Source organism: Flavobacterium sp. W21_SRS_FM6, from assembly GCF_052119645.1.
In the GTDB taxonomy this organism is placed as follows: domain Bacteria; phylum Pseudomonadota; class Gammaproteobacteria; order Enterobacterales; family Alteromonadaceae; genus Paraglaciecola.
The window spans coordinates 240,758-260,666 of sequence record NZ_JBGQOM010000005.1; the positions used below are offsets into that span (position 1 = coordinate 240,758).

Sequence of the window (19,909 nt, forward strand, 5' to 3'; positions counted from 1 at the left end):
CCTCAATAGAAAACGAAAAGGCCGCTTACAAAGCGGCCTTCATTTTTAACTTTATGGATATCGGTTATACCTATTGTTATTACAGAGTCTCTAGCGCTGTTTTTGCATCCATGTATTCCAAGTTTAACGTTTTGCCTAAGGCATCGGTCACTGCTTTGTAGGTCACCTTTCCTTGATAAACATTCAAGCCATTAAGTAGATGCGGGTTGTCTAACATGGCTTGTTTGGGTCCTTTATTAGCCAAGGCCAAACCAAATGGCAATGTGGCATTGTTCAACGCCATTGTTGAGGTCCTAGCAACGCCACCAGGCATATTAGCAACACAATAATGAACTACGCCGTCAACGGTATAAACGGGTTCTTGGTGAGTCGTTGCTTTTGATGTTTCGAAACATCCACCTTGGTCAATGGCCACGTCTACAACGACAGATCCTTCTTTCATATTTTTAATATGTTCATGGCTTAAGAGTTTTGGCGCGGCAGCGCCAGGAATTAAAACGGCACCAATCACTAGGTCCGCTTTACTAGAGTAATACTCTATTGCGTCTACAGTAGAAAATACGGTTTTAAGACGACCATCAAAAATATCATCTAACTCTCGTAAACGGGGAAGTGATCGATCAAGAATCGTCACATCAGCACCGAGACCTAAAGCCATTTTAGCAGAATTAGTTCCTACCACTCCACCACCTATAATCAATACTTTGCCGGGGGCAACGCCAGGTACGCCACCGAGTAAAGTACCGCTACCGCCATGGGCTTTTTCTAAGTAGTGTGCACCCGCCTGGACAGCCATACGGCCGGCTACTTCACTCATAGGAGCAAGTAAAGGTAAGCCATTTTTGATATCGGTTACGGTCTCATAAGCGATGCACGTGGCACCTGATTCTACTAACAATTTAGTCTGTTTAGGGTCTGGCGCTAAGTGCAAATATGTATAAAGAGTCTGGCCTTTACGTAACATAAGGCATTCATTTTCCTGTGGCTCTTTTACTTTTACAATCATGTCTGCACTTGTAAAAATAGTTGGCGCGTCGGCAATTATCTTCGCTCCGGCGGCAATGTATTCTTCGTCAGTAAAGCCAATGGCGCTACCAGCATTAGTTTCTACCCAAACTTCATGAGAGAAGGTCACGAATTCTTTAACGGCGGCCGGGGTTAAGCCAACACGATATTCATGGTTTTTTATTTCTTTTGGTACACCAATTAACATAGTTTCGCCTTTTCAGTTGGATAGAGTTTGGGTTTAATTTTGCAGCGGCAGTATAGGCGAACTTTGTTAGAAATTTATCCTGTAATTAAATAGCAATAAGTATAATATATTGATAAATAGTGATTTTGCAGAATTTAATATGCTCATCAAAACGCCTAAACACCTAGATAGGATCGATAGAAACATCCTAATCGAATTACAAAAGAATGGAAAAATATCTAATACTGACTTAGCGACTAAAGTAGGGCTTAGTGCAAGTCCTTGTTTAGAAAGAGTAAAAAGGTTAGAGCAGCAAGGTTACATCAAGGGCTATCATGCCAGAGTCGACCCAACAAAACTGGGCGCGTCTATGCTGGTCTTTGTTGAAATAACCTTAGTAAAAACTTCAGTCGATATTTTCGAAGACTTTTCTGCTGCGGTGAGAACCCAAGAAGATATTCAAGAATGTCACCTAGTTTCAGGCAATTTTGATTTTTTGCTAAAGGCTCGAGTGGCTGATATGTCGAGTTATCGTAAATTATTAGGCGACACCCTGCTCAGATTACCCGGTGTGAGTGAATCTCGAACTTACGTGGTGATGGAAGAAATTAAAGAATCAATGCAGGTAAAAATTAGTCTCAAATAGCCATGATTTATTAAATTTGGTGAAATAACCAGCGAAAGCATTGGCTTAGCTAGGATTTTGAAGTTTGCACTGGTATCTTAGCTTTCTTAAATTTGTAGATGTACATATAAACGATAATTGGAACTATGGCGCGACTAACTGGTATTCAAAGGATAATGGAAGTAGGCATGATGCTGAGCTGTGCATTTGCCTTTTTCATTTTATTGGCCTTATCCTCATTTCATCCAGCCGATCCTGGTTGGAGCCAAGCCGGTTTGCAAAGTGATGTGCATAATTGGGTAGGTCCTATTGGCGCGTGGTTTGCCGACATATTATTTTTTACACTTGGCGCTTTCGCTTATGGTTTACCTTTTTGCGCGGCTTTCTTGGGATGGTTTTTATTTCAACAAACTAAAAGTATCTTAGAAATTGATTACCTTACTATTGGGCTAAGAATTATAGGTGTGTTGTTGTTGGTATTGGGTGCTACGGGTCTACTAAGCATGAATATTGACGATATATACAGTTATTCTGCTGGCGGTTTGGTGGGGGACGTCATGAGTACCGCCCTTGTTCCTTATTTTAGTGTGGTGGGTACCACTTTATTGTTGCTATGCTTTTTTTGTACAGGCTTTACCTTAGTCAGCGGTATTTCCTGGTTAAGCATCGTGGATAAGCTAGGTGCAATTACCATTGCGGCTGGCAAGCTGATTTATCGCACGCCCAGTAAAATCAAACAATCTACCGTACCTTTACTCAATTTTACTAGTAAAGAAGCAAACGAAGATGATTCTGCAGAAAAGTTTGTAGCGACAAAACCTGTTATTAGTTCACCCTTTACTAAGTCTAAAGTGGATGCTAAAAACGAGGTAAACACACGCAGTGAACCCAAGATTTTTATTCCTGACGATGTATTTGATGATCCACAAGAGTCTGAGCCCCATATTCAATCAGCGAACGAAATTCGCGCCAAGGTTAATGAGGCGCGCAAAACTAAAGTTGTCACTGCGCCTGTAAGCCAAACTGATGTTAGTGAAGAAACTACGGATGAAACAGATCTCTCACAACCTTTACCCTCTTTTGATTTATTGCAGCGCGCTGATAAGATTAAAAATCCTATTACTCCTGAAGAACTCGAAATTGTTTCACGCTTGTTGGAAGAGAAATTAGCGGATTTTAATATTGAGGCTAACGTGGTTGGAGTGTATCCAGGACCGGTTATTACCCGTTTTGAAATGGAATTAGCGCCCGGTGTGAAAGTCAGCAAAATATCCACTTTGTCTAAAGATTTAGCGCGCGCGATGTCTGCTATGTCGGTGCGCGTGGTGGAGGTGATACCAGGTAAATCTGTTATTGGTCTAGAATTGCCAAATAAAAATCGCGACATGGTTCGATTAAGCGAAGTGATAAGTTGTGATGTGTTTCAGTCAGCCGATTCTGCATTGACTATGGTATTAGGCGCAGATATTTCGGGTGAACCCGTTGTGGTTGATTTGGCTAAAATGCCTCATTTACTCGTGGCTGGTACAACTGGCTCGGGTAAGTCTGTGGGCGTCAATGTCATGATCCTTAGTTTGCTTTACAAATCAACGCCCGAAGATGTGCGTATGATCATGATTGACCCCAAAATGTTAGAACTTTCTGTTTATGAAGGGATTCCGCATTTATTGGCGGAAGTTGTCACTGATATGAAAGAAGCTGCGAATGCTCTGCGCTGGTGTGTAGGTGAAATGGAGCGGCGCTACAAGTTAATGTCAGCACTTGGAGTGCGTAACTTAAAGGGTTACAACCAAAAAGTGAAACAAGCAATTGCTGATGGTGAGCCTATTCGAGACCCTTTGTGGCGATTTGAAGAAAGTATGCTTACCGAAGCCCCATTTTTGGAAAAGCTCCCTGCTATTGTTGTAGTAGTGGATGAATTTGCCGACATGATGATGATAGTCGGTAAAAAAGTGGAAGAACTCATTGCTCGTATCGCACAGAAAGCGAGGGCGGCTGGTATTCATCTAATTCTTGCCACCCAACGTCCCTCGGTTGATGTTATTACTGGGCTTATAAAGGCTAATATTCCTACCCGTATCGCTTTTCAAGTATCATCAAAAATTGATTCAAGAACTATCCTCGATCAGCAAGGCGCTGAAGCTTTATTAGGTATGGGGGATATGCTGTATTTACCGCCCGGCACAGGTGTACCTACTCGAGTGCATGGTGCGTTTGTTGATGATCATGAAGTACATGCGGTGGTCGCTGACTGGAAAAAACGTGGAGCACCGCAATATATTGATGAAATACTCAATGGTGATGCAAACGCTGAAATATTATTACCCGGCGAACAAGCTGAAGGCGAAGATCAAGAGTTTGATGCATTTTATGACGAGGCAGTGGCCTTTGTGACTGAATCACGCCGAGCGTCAGTGTCTAGCGTGCAGCGAAAATTTAGAATTGGTTACAATAGAGCGGCGCGTTTAGTTGAACAAATGGAACAAAGTGGCGTCGTAACACCACCAGGTCACAATGGCAGTCGTGAAGTACTCGCGGCCGCACCACCACGAGATTAATAATACATGTTTAAATCTAGCAAAGTGATACGCATCGCAGTTTGTATGATCACAGTTATCAGCACGCAGGTTTTTGCTGGTTCAGTAGATGCTTCGCTACTATTGAAACAAAGGCTTACGCAATTACACACCTTTGAGGCACAATTTAATCAACGAGTGACTGATGCTCAAAACACCGTGTTACAAGAAGCGACAGGGCGCATTGCGCTGCAGTACCCAAATAAGCTTTATTGGCAGCTATATGCTCCCAATGAAAGTGAGTTAATTGCTGATGGTCAAACACTGTGGCAAATCGACCCTTTTATGGAGCAAGTAGTTGCTGTTAATCAAAATGCTGCCATTGATAATAATCCGCTAATTTTGCTGACCAATCCTAATGGCGCTGCTTGGGATGATTTTAACGTTAGTGAAGATAATAATGAATTTAGTATTACACCTAAGGAAGACCAAGCTACTGTGGTTGAATTGATTTTAACTTTTAATGAAGCCGCATTAGTCGCCATGAAAATTGTCGACGGTCAGCAGCAAATTAGTGCATTGACGTTTAACGACATAAAGCAAAATAACAAATTGAATGAGTCATTATTTATCTTCAAAAACAACAGTAACTTTGAACTAGACGACCAACGTACTCAATGAATAGCGAGTTTAACTTTAATCAGAGCGTAAACTCTTCTGCATTTTTACCTTTGGCCGCAAAGATGCGGCCAAACACTGTTGAAGAGTATTTTGGTCAACAACATATCATTGGCCCTAATACTCCTTTGCGTCATGCCTTATTACGTAAACAATGCCACTCGATGATCTTGTGGGGGCCGCCCGGTACAGGTAAAACAACCTTAGCGGAATTAGTTGCCTTACATTGTGATGCGCACATTGAACGTTTGTCAGCGGTCAGTGCTGGCGTTAAAGATATCCGTCAAGCCATCGATTCTGCTAAGCGTTATCAAGAACAAGGTCAACGTACGATATTATTTGTTGACGAAGTACACCGCTTTAATAAAAGCCAGCAAGATGCTTTTTTACCCTATATCGAAGATGGGACTGTCACGTTTATAGGTGCAACCACTGAAAATCCTTCATTTGAGTTAAACCGCGCTTTACTCTCTCGTGCACGGGTGTATGTATTAAAAAGCCTTTCAGAGGCGGAGTTAAATGCGGTACTAATCCGCGCTTTAAACGACAAAAAATGGGGCTTAGGTGAGTTTAATCTGCAAATTGAGCCAGCGGCTAAAAGCCTACTAATAGACTTAAGTGGTGGCGATGCTAGGCGGCTGCTTAATTACCTTGAGTTAAGTGCTGATTTTTTACCCGCAGATCTCGAGCACAAAGTACTTAATGTTGAGCTAGTTAAAAAGGCCGTCGGTGAAAAAGTCGCTCAGTATGATAAACAAGGTGATCAATTCTACGACCTGATTTCAGCCTTTCATAAATCGGTTCGCGGCTCTTCACCTGATGGCGCTTTATACTGGTATGCCCGCATGTTGGTTGCAGGTTGCGACCCTTTGTACATTGCAAGACGACTCCTAGCTATTGCTACCGAAGACATTGGCAATGCAGACCCTAGGGCGATGCAAGTGTGTTTAAATGCTTGGGATATATTTCAGCGTGTTGGCCCTGCAGAAGGAGAGCGGGCTATCGCTCAAGCGACCATTTATTGCGCCAGTGCTCCCAAAAGTAACGCCGTTTATGTTGCATTTAAACAAGCACTTAGAGATGCGAAGGAACAAGCGGACTACCCGGTACCTGAACATTTACGTAACGCGCCTACTAGTTTGATGAAAGACTTAGGGTATGGCGCAGAATATCGTTATGCCCATGATGAAGCCCATGCTTTCGCAGCTGGAGAAAGTTATTTTCCTGAACAGCTTAAACAAACCCAGTACTACCAGCCCAATGAAAGGGGGCTAGAAATCAAATTAAAAGCAAAATTAGCATTTCTAAATCAATTGAATAATCAGAGCCCAATTAAAAGGTATGAATAAATGCAAGGTGCAATGATATACCTTTACATTGCAGTAGGCGGTGCGAGCGGAGCTTGTATGCGCTATTTTCTATCACAATTGATCTTTCAATGGTTTGGCAAAGGCTTTCCCTTTGGTACACTAGTGGTCAATGTATTAGGTTCGTTCAGCTTGGGTTTGCTATATTCGTTAATCGAACACGGGCAAATGGAAGCTACTTTGTGGCGTGCTACTGTCGGTATTGGCTTTTTAGGCGCATTTACCACCTTCTCTACATTTTCTGTTGATACCTTGTATTTGCTTCAACAAGGCCTCTGGGTAAAGGGAATACTAAATATGTTCCTGAATATGCTGGGGTGTTTATTGGCAGCTTGGTTAGGTACTATTTTTGTTACTTTTTTTGTTAAAGGCTAATTAATACAATATGTTAGATGCAAAATATCTCCGCAGTGATATTGAACAAACCGCTGCAACACTTAAAAAACGGGGTTTCGACCTAGACGTTGCGACGTTTAATTCTTTAGAAGAAAAACGTAAAACCTTGCAAATGCGCACACAAGAATTACAAAACGAACGTAATGTGCGCTCCAAATTAATTGGTAAAGCGAAAGCCTCAGGTCAGGACATCGCCCCCTTGTTAGCTGAAGTAGGTCAACTTGGTGAAGAACTAGACAGTGCGAAAGCAGAACTGACCGCATTGTTAGATGAGATCCAGCAGCTTTCTTTAAGTGTGCCAAATTTACCTGACGAGTCAGTGCCTGTCGGCAAAGACGAGAGTGAAAATCAAGAAATTTTGCGCTGGGGAACACCGCGCACTTTTGATTTTGAGATTAAAGATCACGTTGATTTAGGAGCAAACCTAGCTAATGGTCTCGATTTTGAAACTGCAACCAAGATCACTGGGTCTCGGTTTGTGGTGATGCGAGGGCAAGTTGCTCGCCTAAATCGTGCAATTGCACAGTTTATGTTAGACCTACACACCTCTGAACACGGCTACCAAGAGATGTATGTTCCTTACTTAGTTAATGTAGAAAGTCTTCTAGGTACAGGCCAATTACCCAAGTTTGGTGAAGATTTATTTAATATTAAGCCAGCAACTGAAGAAGGGCAGGGTCTGTCCTTGATCCCGACGTCTGAAGTGCCCTTGACTAATATTGTGCGCGATGAAATCGTTGCAACCGATAAGCTTCCCTTAAAAATGACGGCACACACCCCTTGTTTTAGAAGTGAGGCAGGTTCGTATGGCCGTGATACACGAGGCCTAATTCGTCAACATCAATTTGATAAAGTCGAGATGGTCCAAATAGTGACACCTGAGACCTCATTTGATGCTTTGGAAGAGTTAACTTCTCACGCTGAAAATGTATTACAACGTCTTGAATTACCCTATCGAAAAGTATTATTGTGTACGGGAGATATGGGCTTTGGCGCGTGTAAAACCTATGACTTAGAAGTGTGGTTACCCGCGCAAAATACGTATCGTGAAATTTCATCATGTTCTAATATGTTAGACTTTCAAGCGCGTCGCATGCAGGCTCGCTATCGAAACCCTGAAACCAATAAACCTGAATTAGTACACACATTGAATGGCTCTGGTTTGGCGGTAGGGAGAACCCTAGTTGCTATTTTAGAAAACTATCAACAAGCTGACGGCAGTATTGTTATACCTAAAGTCTTACAGGCTTACATGGGGGGCCTTGAAGTGATCGGCGGCTAATATTAGCTAGAGTTTGAATTTTCAAAAAAACGACACGATTTAAGTGTCGTTTTTGTTTGTCTCATTCATTGTGTTTATCGTTTGTGCTGTGAGTGTGGTCATCTGACAAGTTATCGACTATGCAGGACGGACGTTCCCCTTAACGTGACGATAATGTCGTATAAAAACCAAACTCGCTACCCTTTGGCTCCATGTAAGAATAATCGACCTTTGTCGCTCAAACTTTTCATGTAACAACGATGCTACATCTCTGGAGTAATGATTTAATCGCTCTTAGATTGAACAAATCCTAACTTTGAAAGATAAAAAACGTCTCAGTCCTTAAAGGCATTTTGCTGGTTTTGGTAAACCTGCAATTTTAGTCGCTTGTTTGGCAGGACCTTTGGGGAACAATCGAAATAAATAGCGGCTATTTCCTTTCTCTGAGCCCAGTGTTTGAGCCATGGCTTTGACTAAAGCACGCATTGCAGGGCTTGTTTCAAATTCGAGATAAAAATTACGTACAAAGTTGACTACCTCCCAATGAGCTTCACTGAGCTCTATGTCTTCTTGCTTGGCTAACTCTGGCGCCAAGGCAGGTTGCCAATCAGCCACACGCAGCAAATACCCCGCTTTGTCGGTCTCGATCTGTTGGCCATTAAATTCTAAATAATAATCCATCTTATTTTGCACTCATATTCAATTTATGACCACGTGACTACTTTGTGGTATTGCAAACATAAAGCCAACCACTGCTCGTCATTTACTACTGTAATATTGGTAGTCTGCAGAGTTAGGCCGCGAGCAGCCAGATCTTTATGTGAGACATAGACGCTCAGTCCTCGAGCAATTGCGTGTTTTATAAGGCTGTGCAGATGCCCATAAACCCCTTCCTGCATCAATAGTATGCCGTCTTCATCGCCACAGATGTTGAGGCATTGTTGCAAATGTGACTCAGTGCTAGGGTTAGTGAAAATTTGATGTAATATCATTAAAAACGGATCACCTGTTTGTGGTTCTGCAATAAACCTGAAATCTCATCTTTGCTCAGGGCTTGTGCTTCCATCATCAGATCGTCAGGCGTAAGCCCGCGCTCAAGTAGACTATTAGCGCAGACATAGATATTTTCGATATCATAGAAGTGCAGGGCGGCAAAGCCTTTGGTAAAGTGTTTACGACCTATGGTGCTTGGACTTTGATTAGTTAAAAGCTGATACACTCCATCCTCAATAAAGAACACACTTACTTCTTGCCCAAAGTTCGACATGGCCATAACCAGCTCAAGGCTTTCTTGAGCGCTGTTTCCAGCATACGGACCGCAGCGATTAAGCACCGCTAATTGATTTGCAGATTCTGTCATAGAAATTTACGCTGTAATGTTCAAAATTGGATTAAGCGATCACTTGAATGAATAAGCTCTGATAGCTCACCTAATCCTACCGATTGAAAAGGTGCCTCAAGGGTAGTGTGATTCAAATCATTCTCCTTAGCATCTTTTATAGATAAGATGCCGCGTTTTGTGGCCGCGGTCACACAAACCAACAAGGGGCAGCCATGTTGTAGCGCTAACTCACACCAAGCTGCGTATAAGCGGTACTCATCACTGGGCGTTAATTGCAGACCATTAGCATTGTGCACACCCTCAGAGTAAAAAAAGACACCTTGTAAGGTATGCTCGGACTGAACAACTGTTTGCGCAAAGCGTAATGCAGAGTGAGCACTTTGCGACATTAAGGGGGCCGATGTGATTAATAAACTGATCGTTGCCATATATAGTCTGTTCCACTAAAAAAAACACCCCAGCAAGCTGAGGTGTTCTTCGGATAATTTACCCTAGTTTATTAGTCGTCGCTACCGAAAACGCCCAACAAATGTAGGATAGAAGTAAACAAGTTATAGATGTTTAAGTACATAGAGACAGTCGCTCTAATGTAGTTAGTTTCACCGCCATTAATAATACGGCTGGTATCAAACAGGATGAAACCAGACATGATAAATACGATGGCAGCGCTAACGGCCAAGCTTAACGCTGGAATCTGGAAAAAGATGTTTGCTAAAGAAGCCACTACCGCTACGATGAGTCCAACGATCAAAAAACCACCCATGAAGGAAAAGTCTTTCTTGGTTGTTAATACGTAACCAGACAAGCCAAAGAAAACCAATGCAGTTGCACCAAAGGCTTGCATAATTAATTCTGAGCCGCCTTGAAAACCAGCATAGTAATTCAAGGTATAACCCAAAGAGCCACCTAGTAAACCAGTAAAAGCAAAGACGAACAAAATGCCTGCTGAACTTTGCGAGGCTTTATTTAAAAAGAAAATCATCACCAAAGCTGCTAGGTTCATGCCTAAAGCCATACCTGGAGAGATATTCATTGCTGCGGTGATGCCAGCACAAATTGCGCTGAACGTTAGGGTCATTGCGAGCAACATGTAGGTATTACGCAATACCTTATTGGTTTGCAAAACCGACGCTTGACTGCCACTGGTATAAACTGAACGTTGTTCCATTTGAAACTCCAAGATTGAAATAAACTATACTTTACCATTAATAGTGTATTTGTATGGCTTTTGGTTCAAATTTTCAAGCATTAAAGACCTAATAAACTGTTACAAAGCGCAACACGCTGCAAAAATAGTCACCTTGGGCAAACATTAAGCAAACAAACCTTTTTATTAAATTAAGGCTTTACAAGGCAAAAAAACGTCATTAATATGCGCTCCACAGTTTGAGGAGCAGCTAAGGCAGCTAAACAAACTAAAAAAGTTTAAGGAGAGCTGGCAGAGCTTGGTTTAATGCACCTGACTTGAAATCAGACGTAGGGTCAAACCTACCGGGGGTTCGAATCCCTCGCTCTCCGCCAATTAACAATGAACCCGCACTTGTGCGGGTTTTTTGTTGGCTTTAAAAAATAGAGAATTTATTGCGATGGTGAGGCTCTCCGTCGTTCGACGACATGTCTAGAATATAAGTCATAGACTCGTTGTCCAACAGTGGGTAAAAATTTACCACTTTATTAAAATTAACGCTACTCTTCTGTTTCAATCAATTTTTTAAAAAATGTACAGGTTGCTGATCCAAATGAAGCTGATGAGTCGATCGTTTGGAAACGCTGAGTTGCAATCAACAATCTATGCCCTAACTGAGGGCGATGCCTTATTAAACGCAAAGTGTACAAAGTGCGTATTTTGGCAAACTGTTTCTATTGGGTTGTTCGAACTTACCACGTTTCGTAATGAATGAAAAAGCGTTAGTTTCAGCTAACTTCACTGCTTACTATGGCTTTACTACACTAAGAGAATTTATTACATCGCCTTACGTTTACAACGATTAACGCTAAAAATAGCCAAGCAAGCATGGGTGGTTCAGAGACTTCAACTAAATTGCTGCTTTGTATCGTAATGGTATCAAATTCCACCGTTTGCATCCTACGTTCAAGCGTCTCGGTATTTAAGGTATATATGGTTGCGAGGCCGCTACTTCCGTTGGTGAAAAAATAGGAGTTGTTTCTGTACTGCTCGATAAATTGATTTCCACTCATATCGGACCATCTTTGGTCGCTATAAATTGAATATATGCTATTACCAGTGGTTGAAGTGCTTAGTGCATCAAACATATTTTCGAATAAGCCATTAAAATTAATCATGGCGTCAGCAAATAGAGAAAAACTAGCATTATACGCGGCAGAACTGAGATCTTTGATTGTCCGTCTATCTGTATCTCTATTTTCGACTCCTGGACTGTTGTAAACGTAAACAGAGAGAATACCTATACTGTTGTCGTAAAGAAGGTTCCAAGTTAGGTTGTCGCCGACCTTATAAGAGGAGTTGGTAGATGCCGTAACCGTTGCTGACCAATGTTCTTTGATCAGTGTGGCATTTACGTTAAAAACGATGAAATTAAAAAGTGTTACAACAGCTAAAAATTTTCTAATGTTTAACTTTTTCATTATTATCCTTAATTTTTTATAAGAGAAAAACATGGTTAATTTGATTGAAAATCCACATTCCATGCCCAAATTTTTAAAGCTAACATCGTGCCAATATTGTTTTACATTGGCGAATCAATGAGTTAAAAACTTACCGTTTGTGGGGAGCGTAAAACTGTAAGATTTTATGACAGCCTAATGCACTGATTTAATTGATTAAAATATAAGCGCACAGGTTTTTTGATGCAGTAATCACCCTGTTGTGGGCTTAATCTAGAGTGAATATTTTCAAACATCGACAGAACAGTCCTAATACTCACAATTAAGTAAAACGTTCATGTTAGAGATAATTTGATTGAGCATTTTGACTCTATACGTGCAGCTAGGTTGCCTTAAGTTGCGGCGAGAACATCAATTCAATGATATAAAGTTTATTTCTCTGTCATCGAGCAATTGACTGATTTTAATGGGTTTTCCAGTATTATCTAATTCAACTAAGCCAATTCCTGAACCATTTACCAAGCGTTCACCTTTTGAACATTGGTCAGGTTTTAAAGGGCGAATACGCATATTTCGCCGTTTAGTAAATAGGTTTAATGGAGAGTAGGGCGCAAACAGCCAGCGATTCAATCTATCGAGCCAGTTTAATAAGCCCTCCGGAAAAGTATTTCTTAAGCCACTACTGGTAATTTGCCAAATGTCAGGACTGTTGCTTCGCCGTTTTAATGTTATTTTGTAGGCAAAAGAATAATGCACATCACCCGATAAAATTACAAAATGTTGTGGCGTTTTACGGTGGGTAAATACGTTTAATAAATAATTGGCACTGCCAGGGTGAGCCATCCAGTTTTCGGCATCTACGACTAAAGGCTTTCCTACACGGGTGAAAATGCTTTGAATTGCTTCAATAAGTTTCACGCCAAATATAGGTGCAGGAGAAACCAATATCACTGCTTTTTCATCAATTAACATTTGTTGTAACTGAGATAAGCTCTCCCAATCCATCAATCCCGAAGGTTTATTGTTGTTTGTTTCTGACCACCATCGTTGGGTACGAGTATCTAATACGATAAGTTTTGGGCTGGTTGGCCAGTCATAGTGCCAATGTTCGAATTTAAGTAGGCTTTTGATCAGTTCATCGTGTTTGTCACTGCCTAGTTGATCAATACCGTTTTGTATCCTTGACATAAATTCTGCATTAAAACTAGCCGGGGCATTACCCCAGCCTTGAAAGAGTAAATAAGCAAGTAATGCGTTGCCAATAATACGCCTTGAAAAAACATGCCCATAGGCTTTACTTTCCCAATCTGCAGTAAGATTCCAGTCATCAGTGATATCGTGATCATCAAACATCATGGCACAAGGCAAGTGTGCCATTACCCGACGAACTTTAGCCAATCCGGCGCTGAATTCTGCTATTAAGGCAACGTCTTGCTGATAGTGTTTTTGGCGTTTGCTGTTAATGTTGGGGGGCATGCTTACATCGGCTATTTTCCATAGCTCCGGTGACCAGCATAATAAATACATCGACACTACTTCAGCAAACGAAACGAGATGATTGTTAGCATGAACCGTGGTGAAAACTGGCTTTTCAGCTGATTTAAATAGAGGTATTCGTAGCTTCTGGCTTCCTTGATCATTTGGTAGTAATGCTACGCGTTGATTATACATAGGTTGTGTTGCATGCAAGGTTTCTGAATCATTGACCATCGCTTGATCAAATCTCTCGTTTTTAATGCCTAAGCGACTAATAACACTATGAATGGCGACTAACATGGGGGTCGCAACATCATCCGCGTATATTTGATCACCACTCATCATTAACAAACTTGGCCATTGCTCAATTGATTGATTGTCAGCTAAGTATTTATCCGCGATAACCAGACCATCACTTCCAGCATGATGTGGTTTGCGACATGAGCCATGCAAAATTTTATGCAAAGTAGAACGGATAACAAAGCCGGGTGTCAGCCTATTTGGGTAACACAGATCACTGACTAACTGCGTGAGTAGCAGGGCTTGCTGATTGTTAGACTGAGTAAAATACAGCTGATAGCCTATCCATTGATTAACCGGCAGAGCAGTTTGCAGTTTTACATGCAACAAATGGACATAAATACATTGCCCAAGCTTAATCATACTGTGTTGGTTTTTGCCTAGCTCAAAAAAGATATTCGAGCCGGTATCGGGTGTTAGCTCTAATTTAACCTTACATGGTTGTGTACTAACAAACCACATTGTGAGTTCAGTGGTACTCATTCTCTTTAAAATGGGGCCTGCCAGTATCTGTTGCTGCAAATTACTTTCCTCTGGTAGCACTGCGCTTGCATTTTACACTAATTTAACAATGCTTCAGCCCTAAAGTAAATGAGAGGAAAAGGGAGGATAGGTATTATTAATGACCAAGGTGGTTGATAGTTAGTCACCTTCATTCGTGCTTAGGCCCAAGCATTGTTTAAAACTGCAGCATAAGCCACCTAAGAACGACTTTAATTGATTTTTTGGTTGTTTAATGCGGTGTAGTTACCTTATGCTTAAGCCATCTTATTATAAAGTGCACCTATTGCTTATGTTGCCCTTAAAAAAGAAAAAAAGTATCGCTCGTCGAATTAGTCAAGTAACTCATGTGCCTGCTCACTGTCGATGCGGTGGTGAGCCGAGTAAACCTAAATTAGTGGTTAATTGTTCTAATCGTTGGCAGATACACTGTGAAATTGCGCACTGCTGTGCCAGAAACGAAGGGCAGGGGCTCAGTGATACTATTCTGGGGTGGAATAGATTGAGTCAGCATTTTTATCGTTAAACGTTTTGTAAGTTAAGATTTGTATTTATTATAAACTAGGACGTGATAGTAACTTCAAACTCTACAACTTGTTTCATACCTAAGGGTTGAATCTTTTTTGATATTCGCCGTTTGTCATGTAACTGAGGTAAAAGTTGATAAAGTTGTTATTAGTTGATGACCATGAGCTGGTCAGAACCGGTATTCGTAGAATACTCGAAGACGTTGCTGATTTCAGTGTAATTGGCGTGGCCATCAATGGTGAAGAAGCCGTTAAGTTCTGCCGTAAAAATGATCCCGATATTGTTTTAATGGACATGAGTATGCCAGGAATGGGAGGACTGGAAGCAACCAAACAAATCCTGCGTTTTTCTGAGCAAATTCGCATCATCGTACTATCGGTGCACAAAGAAAACCCCATTCCGGCTAAAGTGATGCAAATGGGCGCATTTGGCTACCTCACTAAAGACTCTGATCCTGAAGAAATGATCAGAGCTATTCGTAAAGTCTCGGTAGGGCAAAAGTATGTTTCTCCTGATATCGCTCAGCAAATAGCGTTAGGCCAGTTAAATTTAAAAGAGGGTAACCCTTTTGAACAATTGTCTGAACGAGAACTTGAGATAGCCTTAATGTTGACTAAGGGTGCTAAAGTTCCAGATATCGCTGTTTTTTTAAATATTAGTGCTAAAACGGTAAACACCCACCGATATCGTATGTTCGATAAACTCGCCGTCTCCAATGATGTTGAACTGACGCATCTAGCACTGAGAAACAAGTTAATTAATTCTGATCTGCTTTAAATAATGTCGAGTGCTGAATCTTTTAACTACAGTGATTTTCTTAAAAATCTGACTAATCAACCGGGTGTTTACCGGATGTATAATCAGAAGCAAGATGTCATTTATGTAGGCAAAGCAAAAAATCTTAAAAAGCGTGTCAGTAGCTATTTTAGAAAAAACCTAGACAGTATCAAAACGCGCTCGTTAGTAAGTCAAATTCACGATATGGATGTCACTGTGGTAAACAGTGAAGTAGAAGCATTCATTCTTGAAAACAATTACATTAAAAAATATAAACCTCGCTACAACGTATTATTGAGAGACGACAAGTCCTATCCTTTTATTTTTTTATCTGCCCATGAACATCCTCGTTTAAGTAATCACCGAGGGCCGCGTAAGTTAAAAGGTGAGTACTTCGGCCCTTACCCGAGTGCGTGGGCTGTGCGTGAAAGTTTACGAACCATGCAACGAATCTTTCCTATTCGTCAATGTGAAGACAGCTACTACCGTGCCCGCACTCGTCCGTGTTTGCAATACCAACTCAAACGCTGTGCAGGCCCCTGTGTCGAGGGCTTAGTGAGTGACGATGAATATTCAGAACAAGTCAATCTAGCGCGTTTGTTTTTAAAAGGTAAAAACAAACAGGTTATCGATTCACTCGTTAAAAAAATGGAAGGCGCTAGTGAAAATTTACAGTTTGAGTCTGCCGCTCGTTATCGTGACCAAATTAGCGCATTAAGTAAAATACAAGAACAGCAATGGGTGAGTGGCGATCAGCAAGAACTCGATGTATTCGGTTTTGCCTATCGAAATGGTATTGCCAGTATTTATGGCTTGTTTATTCGCGATAATAAATTGTTAGGCAGTAAGAGCTTTTATCCAAAGGTGCCAGCGCAATCGAGCGCTGAAGAAGTGTTTCAATCTTTTATTCTGCAATTTTACTTGGCAGGCAATAAACTCATCCCTAAACAAATTGTCATCCCACAAGAACTCGCCGAGCAAGAAGCCATTGAGGTATTACTTAGCCAAGAGGCGGGGCGCAAGATACAATTTTTTAAAGGTGCCAGAGAAGAAAAACGCCGTTATCTGCAGATGGCCAATAACAACGCTGAAAATGCCTTAATTGCTAAACAGACTCAGCAGAAGTCGGTTCATGCACGTTTTGTGGAGCTTGAGCAAATACTTGAATTTGAGCAGCCCATACAGCGAATGGAATGTTTTGATATTAGCCACACCTCAGGTCAACTAACGGTTGCCTCCTGTGTAGTATTTAATCGTGATGGTCCTTATAAAACCGATTACCGTCGATACAATATTGAAGGGATAACACCGGGTGATGATTATGCGGCAATGGCGCAAGCCTTAGCGCGGCGTTATCGTGACGTAAAAGACGAAACAAAAATCCCTGATATTCTATTTATCGATGGGGGCAAAGGACAATTAGCGCAGGCTGAGGATTATTTTGAAAATTGGACGCATGCCAAAACACCCTTATTGATAGGTGTGGCCAAAGGCACGAGTCGTAAAGCGGGATTAGAAACGCTTATATTGGCAGGTAGTCATCAAACTATCCCCATGGCCGGCGATTCCATTGCGCTACATCTTATTCAACATATTCGTGATGAAGCTCATCGCTTTGCTATTACTGGCCATCGAGAGCGCCGTCAAAAAGATAAAAACACCTCCAAGCTTGAATCCATTCCAGGAATAGGTGCAAAGAAAAGACAAAGTTTACTCAAATACATGGGGGGGCTTCAGGGTATACTACAAGCAAGTAAAGATGAACTTACAAAGGTTCCTGGCATTAGCGAAGATTTAGCTGAGACAATCTACGACCATCTACATCATTAATTGTGTGTTAAATTAAGCTTGTAGCGCTGGCTATATAGAGGTAGAAAGTGTCGTTGAATTTATAAAGTTAAAAAATTAGAGTGAATAATAACCCCATGTGGACCATTCCCAATATTATTACCGTTGTTCGAGTTTTATTAATCCCTGTTTTTGTCGTTGTGTATTTTTTAGATTGGAAATGGGCGCATCAAGCTGGTGCGTTTATATTTTGGTTTGCAGCGATCACTGATTGGTTTGATGGCTACCTTGCCCGAAAATTAGAACAAACAACGCCCTTTGGCGCATTTTTAGATCCAGTGGCGGATAAACTCATTGTTGCCACGGCATTACTCCTTATTACCCACACTTATGCAGATATTTGGATTACCATCCCGGCAATATTATTGTTGGCTCGAGAAGTCTATATTTCAGCATTACGTGAATGGATGGGCCAACAAGGTAAACATGAACTAGTAAAAGTGTCGTTTACGGGTAAAGCAAAAACCATGGCGCAAATGTTAGCGCTCATCGGCTTATTGTCCGAAATGCAATCTTTTATGGGTATTCCCATTTATTGGGTGACCTTGGGATATATTTTATTGTACATCGCCGCAATTTTATCACTGTGGTCGATGGTAATTTACACCCTTGCAGCATGGAAAGATTTAAAAAAGAATTAAGTATTTTTATAAAATACGGGTGTTATTGAACGAAAATAGTCCGTTTATGACAAAAAATAAGCAGTCAGTTAAAAATCGATATTTTTGTGGTTGACACATTAGACTTTGAATGTAGAATGCACGCCATTGATTGATGAGGAGCACACAAGCTTATCAACAAGGGCTTAAAAGCCACTGTTAATGAGAGTTCTGAATCGAGCAAAGCGGGAATAGCTCAGTGGTAGAGCACAACCTTGCCAAGGTTGGGGTCGCGAGTTCGAATCTCGTTTCCCGCTCCAAATTTGTAAAAGTAATAATAAAAGTTATTATTGCCAGAGGTTCATTAAGGTTGCTCAGCATTTTATCAATGCTTTAGTTTACATTAATATGATACTCCAAATTTGAAATAGTAAAATTTGGCGGAATGGCAGAATGGCTATGCAGCGGATTGCAAATCCGTGGATCTCGGTTCGACTCCGGGTTCCGCCTCCATAACGCTAAACAACACCAACTTGCTTAGAGCAAGTATCCCATGCCCGGGTGGTGAAATCGGTAGACACAAGGGATTTAAAATCCCTCGATCGTAAGGTCGTGCCAGTTCAAGTCTGGCTCCGGGCACCATTTCTTATATGTAGTAATGTACATAAGCCCCCAGAAAGTATTTAGTGTATCGCTACTATCAAATCATAAATTTAAGTTTAGTCATTTTTTCAATTATCATCTATACCCCTTCATGTCCAAAAACGCAGTAATATTGGGTGTTTAATACGTCCTACTTAACTCACTTGTAATCAGTTCCTCCAAATTAAATTCAGCTTTCAATATTTTACTATATACTCAATTTTAACTTCTCTAACGCATTGCAGAATATGAAAGGACAAGTCAAGGTAATTACAAAGGGGCAAATCATCGTCTCGCACGTTAAGGGGCAGTGGTCCTTGCAAACCGCTTTACGAAACGAAGAAGAGTTGCATCGTGCTGTACTCGCCCTTAAACCTGGCACTACACATGCTCATATGATTTTTTTTGATGAGTGGGAATTACACACGCCTGAGGCCACCCCTGTCATAGAAAGAACGTTTAAATGGTGCGCGGGTAATGGTATGACTCATGCCGCTGAAATCTTAGAGTATGATGCGTTAAAAGAGTTTATTTTGCAGCAAGCAATACATGAGAAGAAAGGACATGTGCAGATACAACGTTTTGATAATGAGGCCGATGCGCTATCGTGGTTAATTCGTGCAGGTTTCGCTTGCCAGTCAACTAGTTTACTTAAGCTTATTTAATCTTAGGAGTAAGCTTGATCCTAGACACGTCTAAATAAACATTAAAATTATTTTTGACGTTGCTGGATTCTTAAACGCCACGCTTTAATTACAGACCAACGCCAGATGTAATTCAGGCTAAAGTACCCTAACAAACCAAAAAATACAGAACAAATAGCACAGCCTAATAAAAATGCTGGGCCGATTGTTTCTACGCTTTCAAGTACCCATTGCCAACTTAATTGAAAAGAGAATTGTTGCTCTGGCGCACCTAACACCTTTACGCCTACCAAATATGCGCCATAGAAAATAGGGGGCATGGTAAACGGATTGGTCAACCACACAGTTGCAACAGCTAAGGGTAAATTTACTCTGAGGGGAATCGCCACCGCCGCTGCTAACCACATTTGAAAGGGTACAGGCCAAAAAGCAAAAAACAACCCAATGCCAAACGCTCCGGCCGCCGAGCGACGATTTAGATGCCATAAATTTGGATCATGCAACAAGGTCCCAAAAACCAATAAAACTTTATGTTGTTTCACGGTGTGTGGATTGGGCAAGAAGCGCTTAATAAACTTTTTCAGGATAATTCTCTATACTTACTTTCTGATGGAATTATTATTTCAACATA

Annotated in this window: 20 protein-coding genes and 4 tRNA genes; 15 read left to right on the forward strand and 9 right to left on the reverse strand. The window is 41.1% G+C overall.

All coding sequences use genetic code 11. From position 1 onward, the window contains the following. Positions 1-79 precede the first annotated feature (79 nt). Complete coding sequence (gene ald / locus ACEN2L_RS10735) at positions 80-1,213, reverse strand: alanine dehydrogenase (RefSeq protein ID WP_441743607.1); 1,134 nt, start codon at positions 1,211-1,213, stop codon at positions 80-82. Between the two features lie 139 nt (positions 1,214-1,352). Here ald and lrp point away from each other — a divergent pair, with 139 nt between their 5' ends. From lrp to serS, 6 genes are all read left to right on the forward strand, one after another. Then, on the forward strand, positions 1,353-1,838 hold the full coding sequence (lrp, locus tag ACEN2L_RS10740; RefSeq protein ID WP_306022235.1) for a leucine-responsive transcriptional regulator Lrp: 486 nt from the start codon (positions 1,353-1,355) through the stop codon (positions 1,836-1,838). A 125-nt stretch (positions 1,839-1,963) separates the two neighbouring features. Beyond that, positions 1,964-4,375: a DNA translocase FtsK 4TM domain-containing protein gene (locus ACEN2L_RS10745; protein WP_441743609.1), complete on the forward strand. Its 2,412-nt coding sequence runs from the start codon at positions 1,964-1,966 to the stop codon at positions 4,373-4,375. 6 nt (positions 4,376-4,381) lie between these two features. Continuing rightward, positions 4,382-5,014 (forward strand): outer membrane lipoprotein chaperone LolA, encoded by a 633-nt coding sequence (gene lolA, locus ACEN2L_RS10750; RefSeq protein ID WP_441743611.1) that lies wholly within the window; start codon positions 4,382-4,384, stop codon positions 5,012-5,014. Then, positions 5,011-6,360, forward strand: a complete 1,350-nt coding sequence (locus ACEN2L_RS10755) for a replication-associated recombination protein A (RefSeq protein ID WP_441743613.1) — start codon at positions 5,011-5,013, stop codon at positions 6,358-6,360. Before lolA ends, ACEN2L_RS10755 begins: the two co-directional genes overlap by 4 nt. A 12-nt stretch (positions 6,361-6,372) precedes the next feature. Next, on the forward strand, positions 6,373-6,753 hold the full coding sequence (gene crcB, locus ACEN2L_RS10760) for a fluoride efflux transporter CrcB (RefSeq protein ID WP_441743774.1): 381 nt from the start codon (positions 6,373-6,375) through the stop codon (positions 6,751-6,753). A gap of 10 nt (positions 6,754-6,763) precedes the next feature. Beyond that, positions 6,764-8,056, forward strand: a complete 1,293-nt coding sequence (serS, locus tag ACEN2L_RS10765; protein ID WP_441743615.1) for a serine--tRNA ligase — start codon at positions 6,764-6,766, stop codon at positions 8,054-8,056. A 321-nt stretch (positions 8,057-8,377) separates the two neighbouring features. Here the strand turns inward: serS and ACEN2L_RS10770 are convergent, their stop codons facing one another. The 5 genes from ACEN2L_RS10770 to ACEN2L_RS10790 form a co-directional block, all read right to left on the reverse strand. Continuing rightward, positions 8,378-8,716 (reverse strand): TusE/DsrC/DsvC family sulfur relay protein, encoded by a 339-nt coding sequence (locus tag ACEN2L_RS10770; protein WP_441743617.1) that lies wholly within the window; start codon positions 8,714-8,716, stop codon positions 8,378-8,380. A gap of 23 nt (positions 8,717-8,739) precedes the next feature. Further along, positions 8,740-9,027 carry a sulfurtransferase complex subunit TusB gene (gene tusB, locus ACEN2L_RS10775; RefSeq protein WP_441743618.1) on the reverse strand — a complete coding sequence of 96 codons (288 nt, stop codon included), beginning with the start codon at positions 9,025-9,027 and terminating at the stop codon, positions 8,740-8,742. Next, positions 9,027-9,395 carry a sulfurtransferase complex subunit TusC gene (gene tusC, locus ACEN2L_RS10780; RefSeq protein WP_441743620.1) on the reverse strand — a complete coding sequence of 123 codons (369 nt, stop codon included), beginning with the start codon at positions 9,393-9,395 and terminating at the stop codon, positions 9,027-9,029. Before tusC ends, tusB begins: the two co-directional genes overlap by 1 nt. Positions 9,396-9,415: 20 nt before the next feature. After that, positions 9,416-9,805, reverse strand: coding sequence for a sulfurtransferase complex subunit TusD (gene tusD, locus ACEN2L_RS10785; protein WP_441743622.1), 390 nt, complete (start codon positions 9,803-9,805; stop codon positions 9,416-9,418). A 71-nt stretch (positions 9,806-9,876) separates the two neighbouring features. Then, a complete protein-coding gene (locus tag ACEN2L_RS10790; RefSeq protein ID WP_306022245.1) occupies positions 9,877-10,545 on the reverse strand; it encodes a Bax inhibitor-1/YccA family protein in 669 nt (222 codons plus the stop codon). 261 nt (positions 10,546-10,806) lie between these two features. Between ACEN2L_RS10790 and ACEN2L_RS10795 the strand changes: the two genes are divergently transcribed. Next, positions 10,807-10,898, forward strand: a tRNA-Ser gene (locus ACEN2L_RS10795). Positions 10,899-11,327: 429 nt separating this feature from the next. Here the strand turns inward: ACEN2L_RS10795 and ACEN2L_RS10800 are convergent. After that, complete coding sequence (locus ACEN2L_RS10800) at positions 11,328-11,984, reverse strand: hypothetical protein (RefSeq protein WP_441743624.1); 657 nt, start codon at positions 11,982-11,984, stop codon at positions 11,328-11,330. A 390-nt stretch (positions 11,985-12,374) separates the two neighbouring features. Next, the gene (locus ACEN2L_RS10805) at positions 12,375-14,261 is read right to left on the reverse strand and encodes an alkaline phosphatase D family protein (protein WP_441743626.1); all 1,887 of its coding nucleotides are present in this window, start codon (positions 14,259-14,261) and stop codon (positions 12,375-12,377) included. 232 nt (positions 14,262-14,493) lie between these two features. On the opposite strand from ACEN2L_RS10805, the gene ACEN2L_RS10810 reads away from it, so the two are divergent. The 8 genes from ACEN2L_RS10810 to ACEN2L_RS10845 all read left to right on the forward strand — a co-directional run bounded on the left by ACEN2L_RS10810 (position 14,494) and on the right by ACEN2L_RS10845 (position 19,299). Continuing rightward, positions 14,494-14,766 carry a hypothetical protein gene (locus tag ACEN2L_RS10810; RefSeq protein WP_306019869.1) on the forward strand — a complete coding sequence of 91 codons (273 nt, stop codon included), beginning with the start codon at positions 14,494-14,496 and terminating at the stop codon, positions 14,764-14,766. Positions 14,767-14,900: 134 nt separating this feature from the next. Then, positions 14,901-15,545, forward strand: a complete 645-nt coding sequence (gene uvrY / locus ACEN2L_RS10815) for a UvrY/SirA/GacA family response regulator transcription factor (RefSeq protein WP_441743628.1) — start codon at positions 14,901-14,903, stop codon at positions 15,543-15,545. A gap of 3 nt (positions 15,546-15,548) precedes the next feature. Then, on the forward strand, positions 15,549-17,375 hold the full coding sequence (gene uvrC / locus ACEN2L_RS10820; protein ID WP_441743630.1) for an excinuclease ABC subunit UvrC: 1,827 nt from the start codon (positions 15,549-15,551) through the stop codon (positions 17,373-17,375). Between the two features lie 80 nt (positions 17,376-17,455). Then, entirely contained in the window at positions 17,456-18,034 is a 579-nt protein-coding gene (gene pgsA / locus ACEN2L_RS10825; RefSeq protein WP_441743632.1) for a CDP-diacylglycerol--glycerol-3-phosphate 3-phosphatidyltransferase, read from the forward strand. Positions 18,035-18,237: 203 nt separating this feature from the next. Then, positions 18,238-18,312: transfer RNA gene (locus ACEN2L_RS10830), tRNA-Gly, on the forward strand. Between the two features lie 119 nt (positions 18,313-18,431). Next, positions 18,432-18,505, forward strand: a tRNA-Cys gene (locus tag ACEN2L_RS10835). 42 nt (positions 18,506-18,547) lie between these two features. Beyond that, positions 18,548-18,634: transfer RNA gene (locus ACEN2L_RS10840), tRNA-Leu, on the forward strand. A 248-nt stretch (positions 18,635-18,882) separates the two neighbouring features. After that, positions 18,883-19,299, forward strand: coding sequence for a hypothetical protein (locus ACEN2L_RS10845; protein WP_441743634.1), 417 nt, complete (start codon positions 18,883-18,885; stop codon positions 19,297-19,299). 47 nt (positions 19,300-19,346) lie between these two features. Here ACEN2L_RS10845 and ACEN2L_RS10850 read toward each other — a convergent pair whose 3' ends face one another. Beyond that, on the reverse strand, positions 19,347-19,838 hold the full coding sequence (locus ACEN2L_RS10850) for a DUF2062 domain-containing protein (protein ID WP_441743636.1): 492 nt from the start codon (positions 19,836-19,838) through the stop codon (positions 19,347-19,349). Positions 19,839-19,909: the final 71 nt, after the last annotated feature.

Bases quoted from the DNA above. Each gene is read 5' to 3' on its own strand.
- ACEN2L_RS10755 (WP_441743613.1), top strand. From the start codon at position 5,011: ATGAATAGCGAGTTTAACTTTAATCAGAGCGTAAACTCTTCTGCATTT.
- ACEN2L_RS10810 (WP_306019869.1), top strand. From the start codon at position 14,494: ATGCTTAAGCCATCTTATTATAAAGTGCACCTATTGCTTATGTTGCCC.
- tusB (WP_441743618.1), bottom strand. From the start codon at position 9,027: ATGATATTACATCAAATTTTCACTAACCCTAGCACTGAGTCACATTTG.
- crcB (WP_441743774.1), top strand. From the start codon at position 6,373: ATGATATACCTTTACATTGCAGTAGGCGGTGCGAGCGGAGCTTGTATG.
- serS (WP_441743615.1), top strand. From the start codon at position 6,764: ATGTTAGATGCAAAATATCTCCGCAGTGATATTGAACAAACCGCTGCA.
- lrp (WP_306022235.1), top strand. From the start codon at position 1,353: ATGCTCATCAAAACGCCTAAACACCTAGATAGGATCGATAGAAACATC.
- ACEN2L_RS10790 (WP_306022245.1), bottom strand. From the start codon at position 10,545: ATGGAACAACGTTCAGTTTATACCAGTGGCAGTCAAGCGTCGGTTTTG.
- ald (WP_441743607.1), bottom strand. From the start codon at position 1,213: ATGTTAATTGGTGTACCAAAAGAAATAAAAAACCATGAATATCGTGTT.
- tusD (WP_441743622.1), bottom strand. From the start codon at position 9,805: ATGGCAACGATCAGTTTATTAATCACATCGGCCCCCTTAATGTCGCAA.
- ACEN2L_RS10800 (WP_441743624.1), bottom strand. From the start codon at position 11,984: ATGAAAAAGTTAAACATTAGAAAATTTTTAGCTGTTGTAACACTTTTT.
- tusC (WP_441743620.1), bottom strand. From the start codon at position 9,395: ATGACAGAATCTGCAAATCAATTAGCGGTGCTTAATCGCTGCGGTCCG.
- ACEN2L_RS10745 (WP_441743609.1), top strand. From the start codon at position 1,964: ATGGCGCGACTAACTGGTATTCAAAGGATAATGGAAGTAGGCATGATG.
- ACEN2L_RS10845 (WP_441743634.1), top strand. From the start codon at position 18,883: ATGAAAGGACAAGTCAAGGTAATTACAAAGGGGCAAATCATCGTCTCG.
- ACEN2L_RS10770 (WP_441743617.1), bottom strand. From the start codon at position 8,716: ATGGATTATTATTTAGAATTTAATGGCCAACAGATCGAGACCGACAAA.
- uvrC (WP_441743630.1), top strand. From the start codon at position 15,549: ATGTCGAGTGCTGAATCTTTTAACTACAGTGATTTTCTTAAAAATCTG.
- lolA (WP_441743611.1), top strand. From the start codon at position 4,382: ATGTTTAAATCTAGCAAAGTGATACGCATCGCAGTTTGTATGATCACA.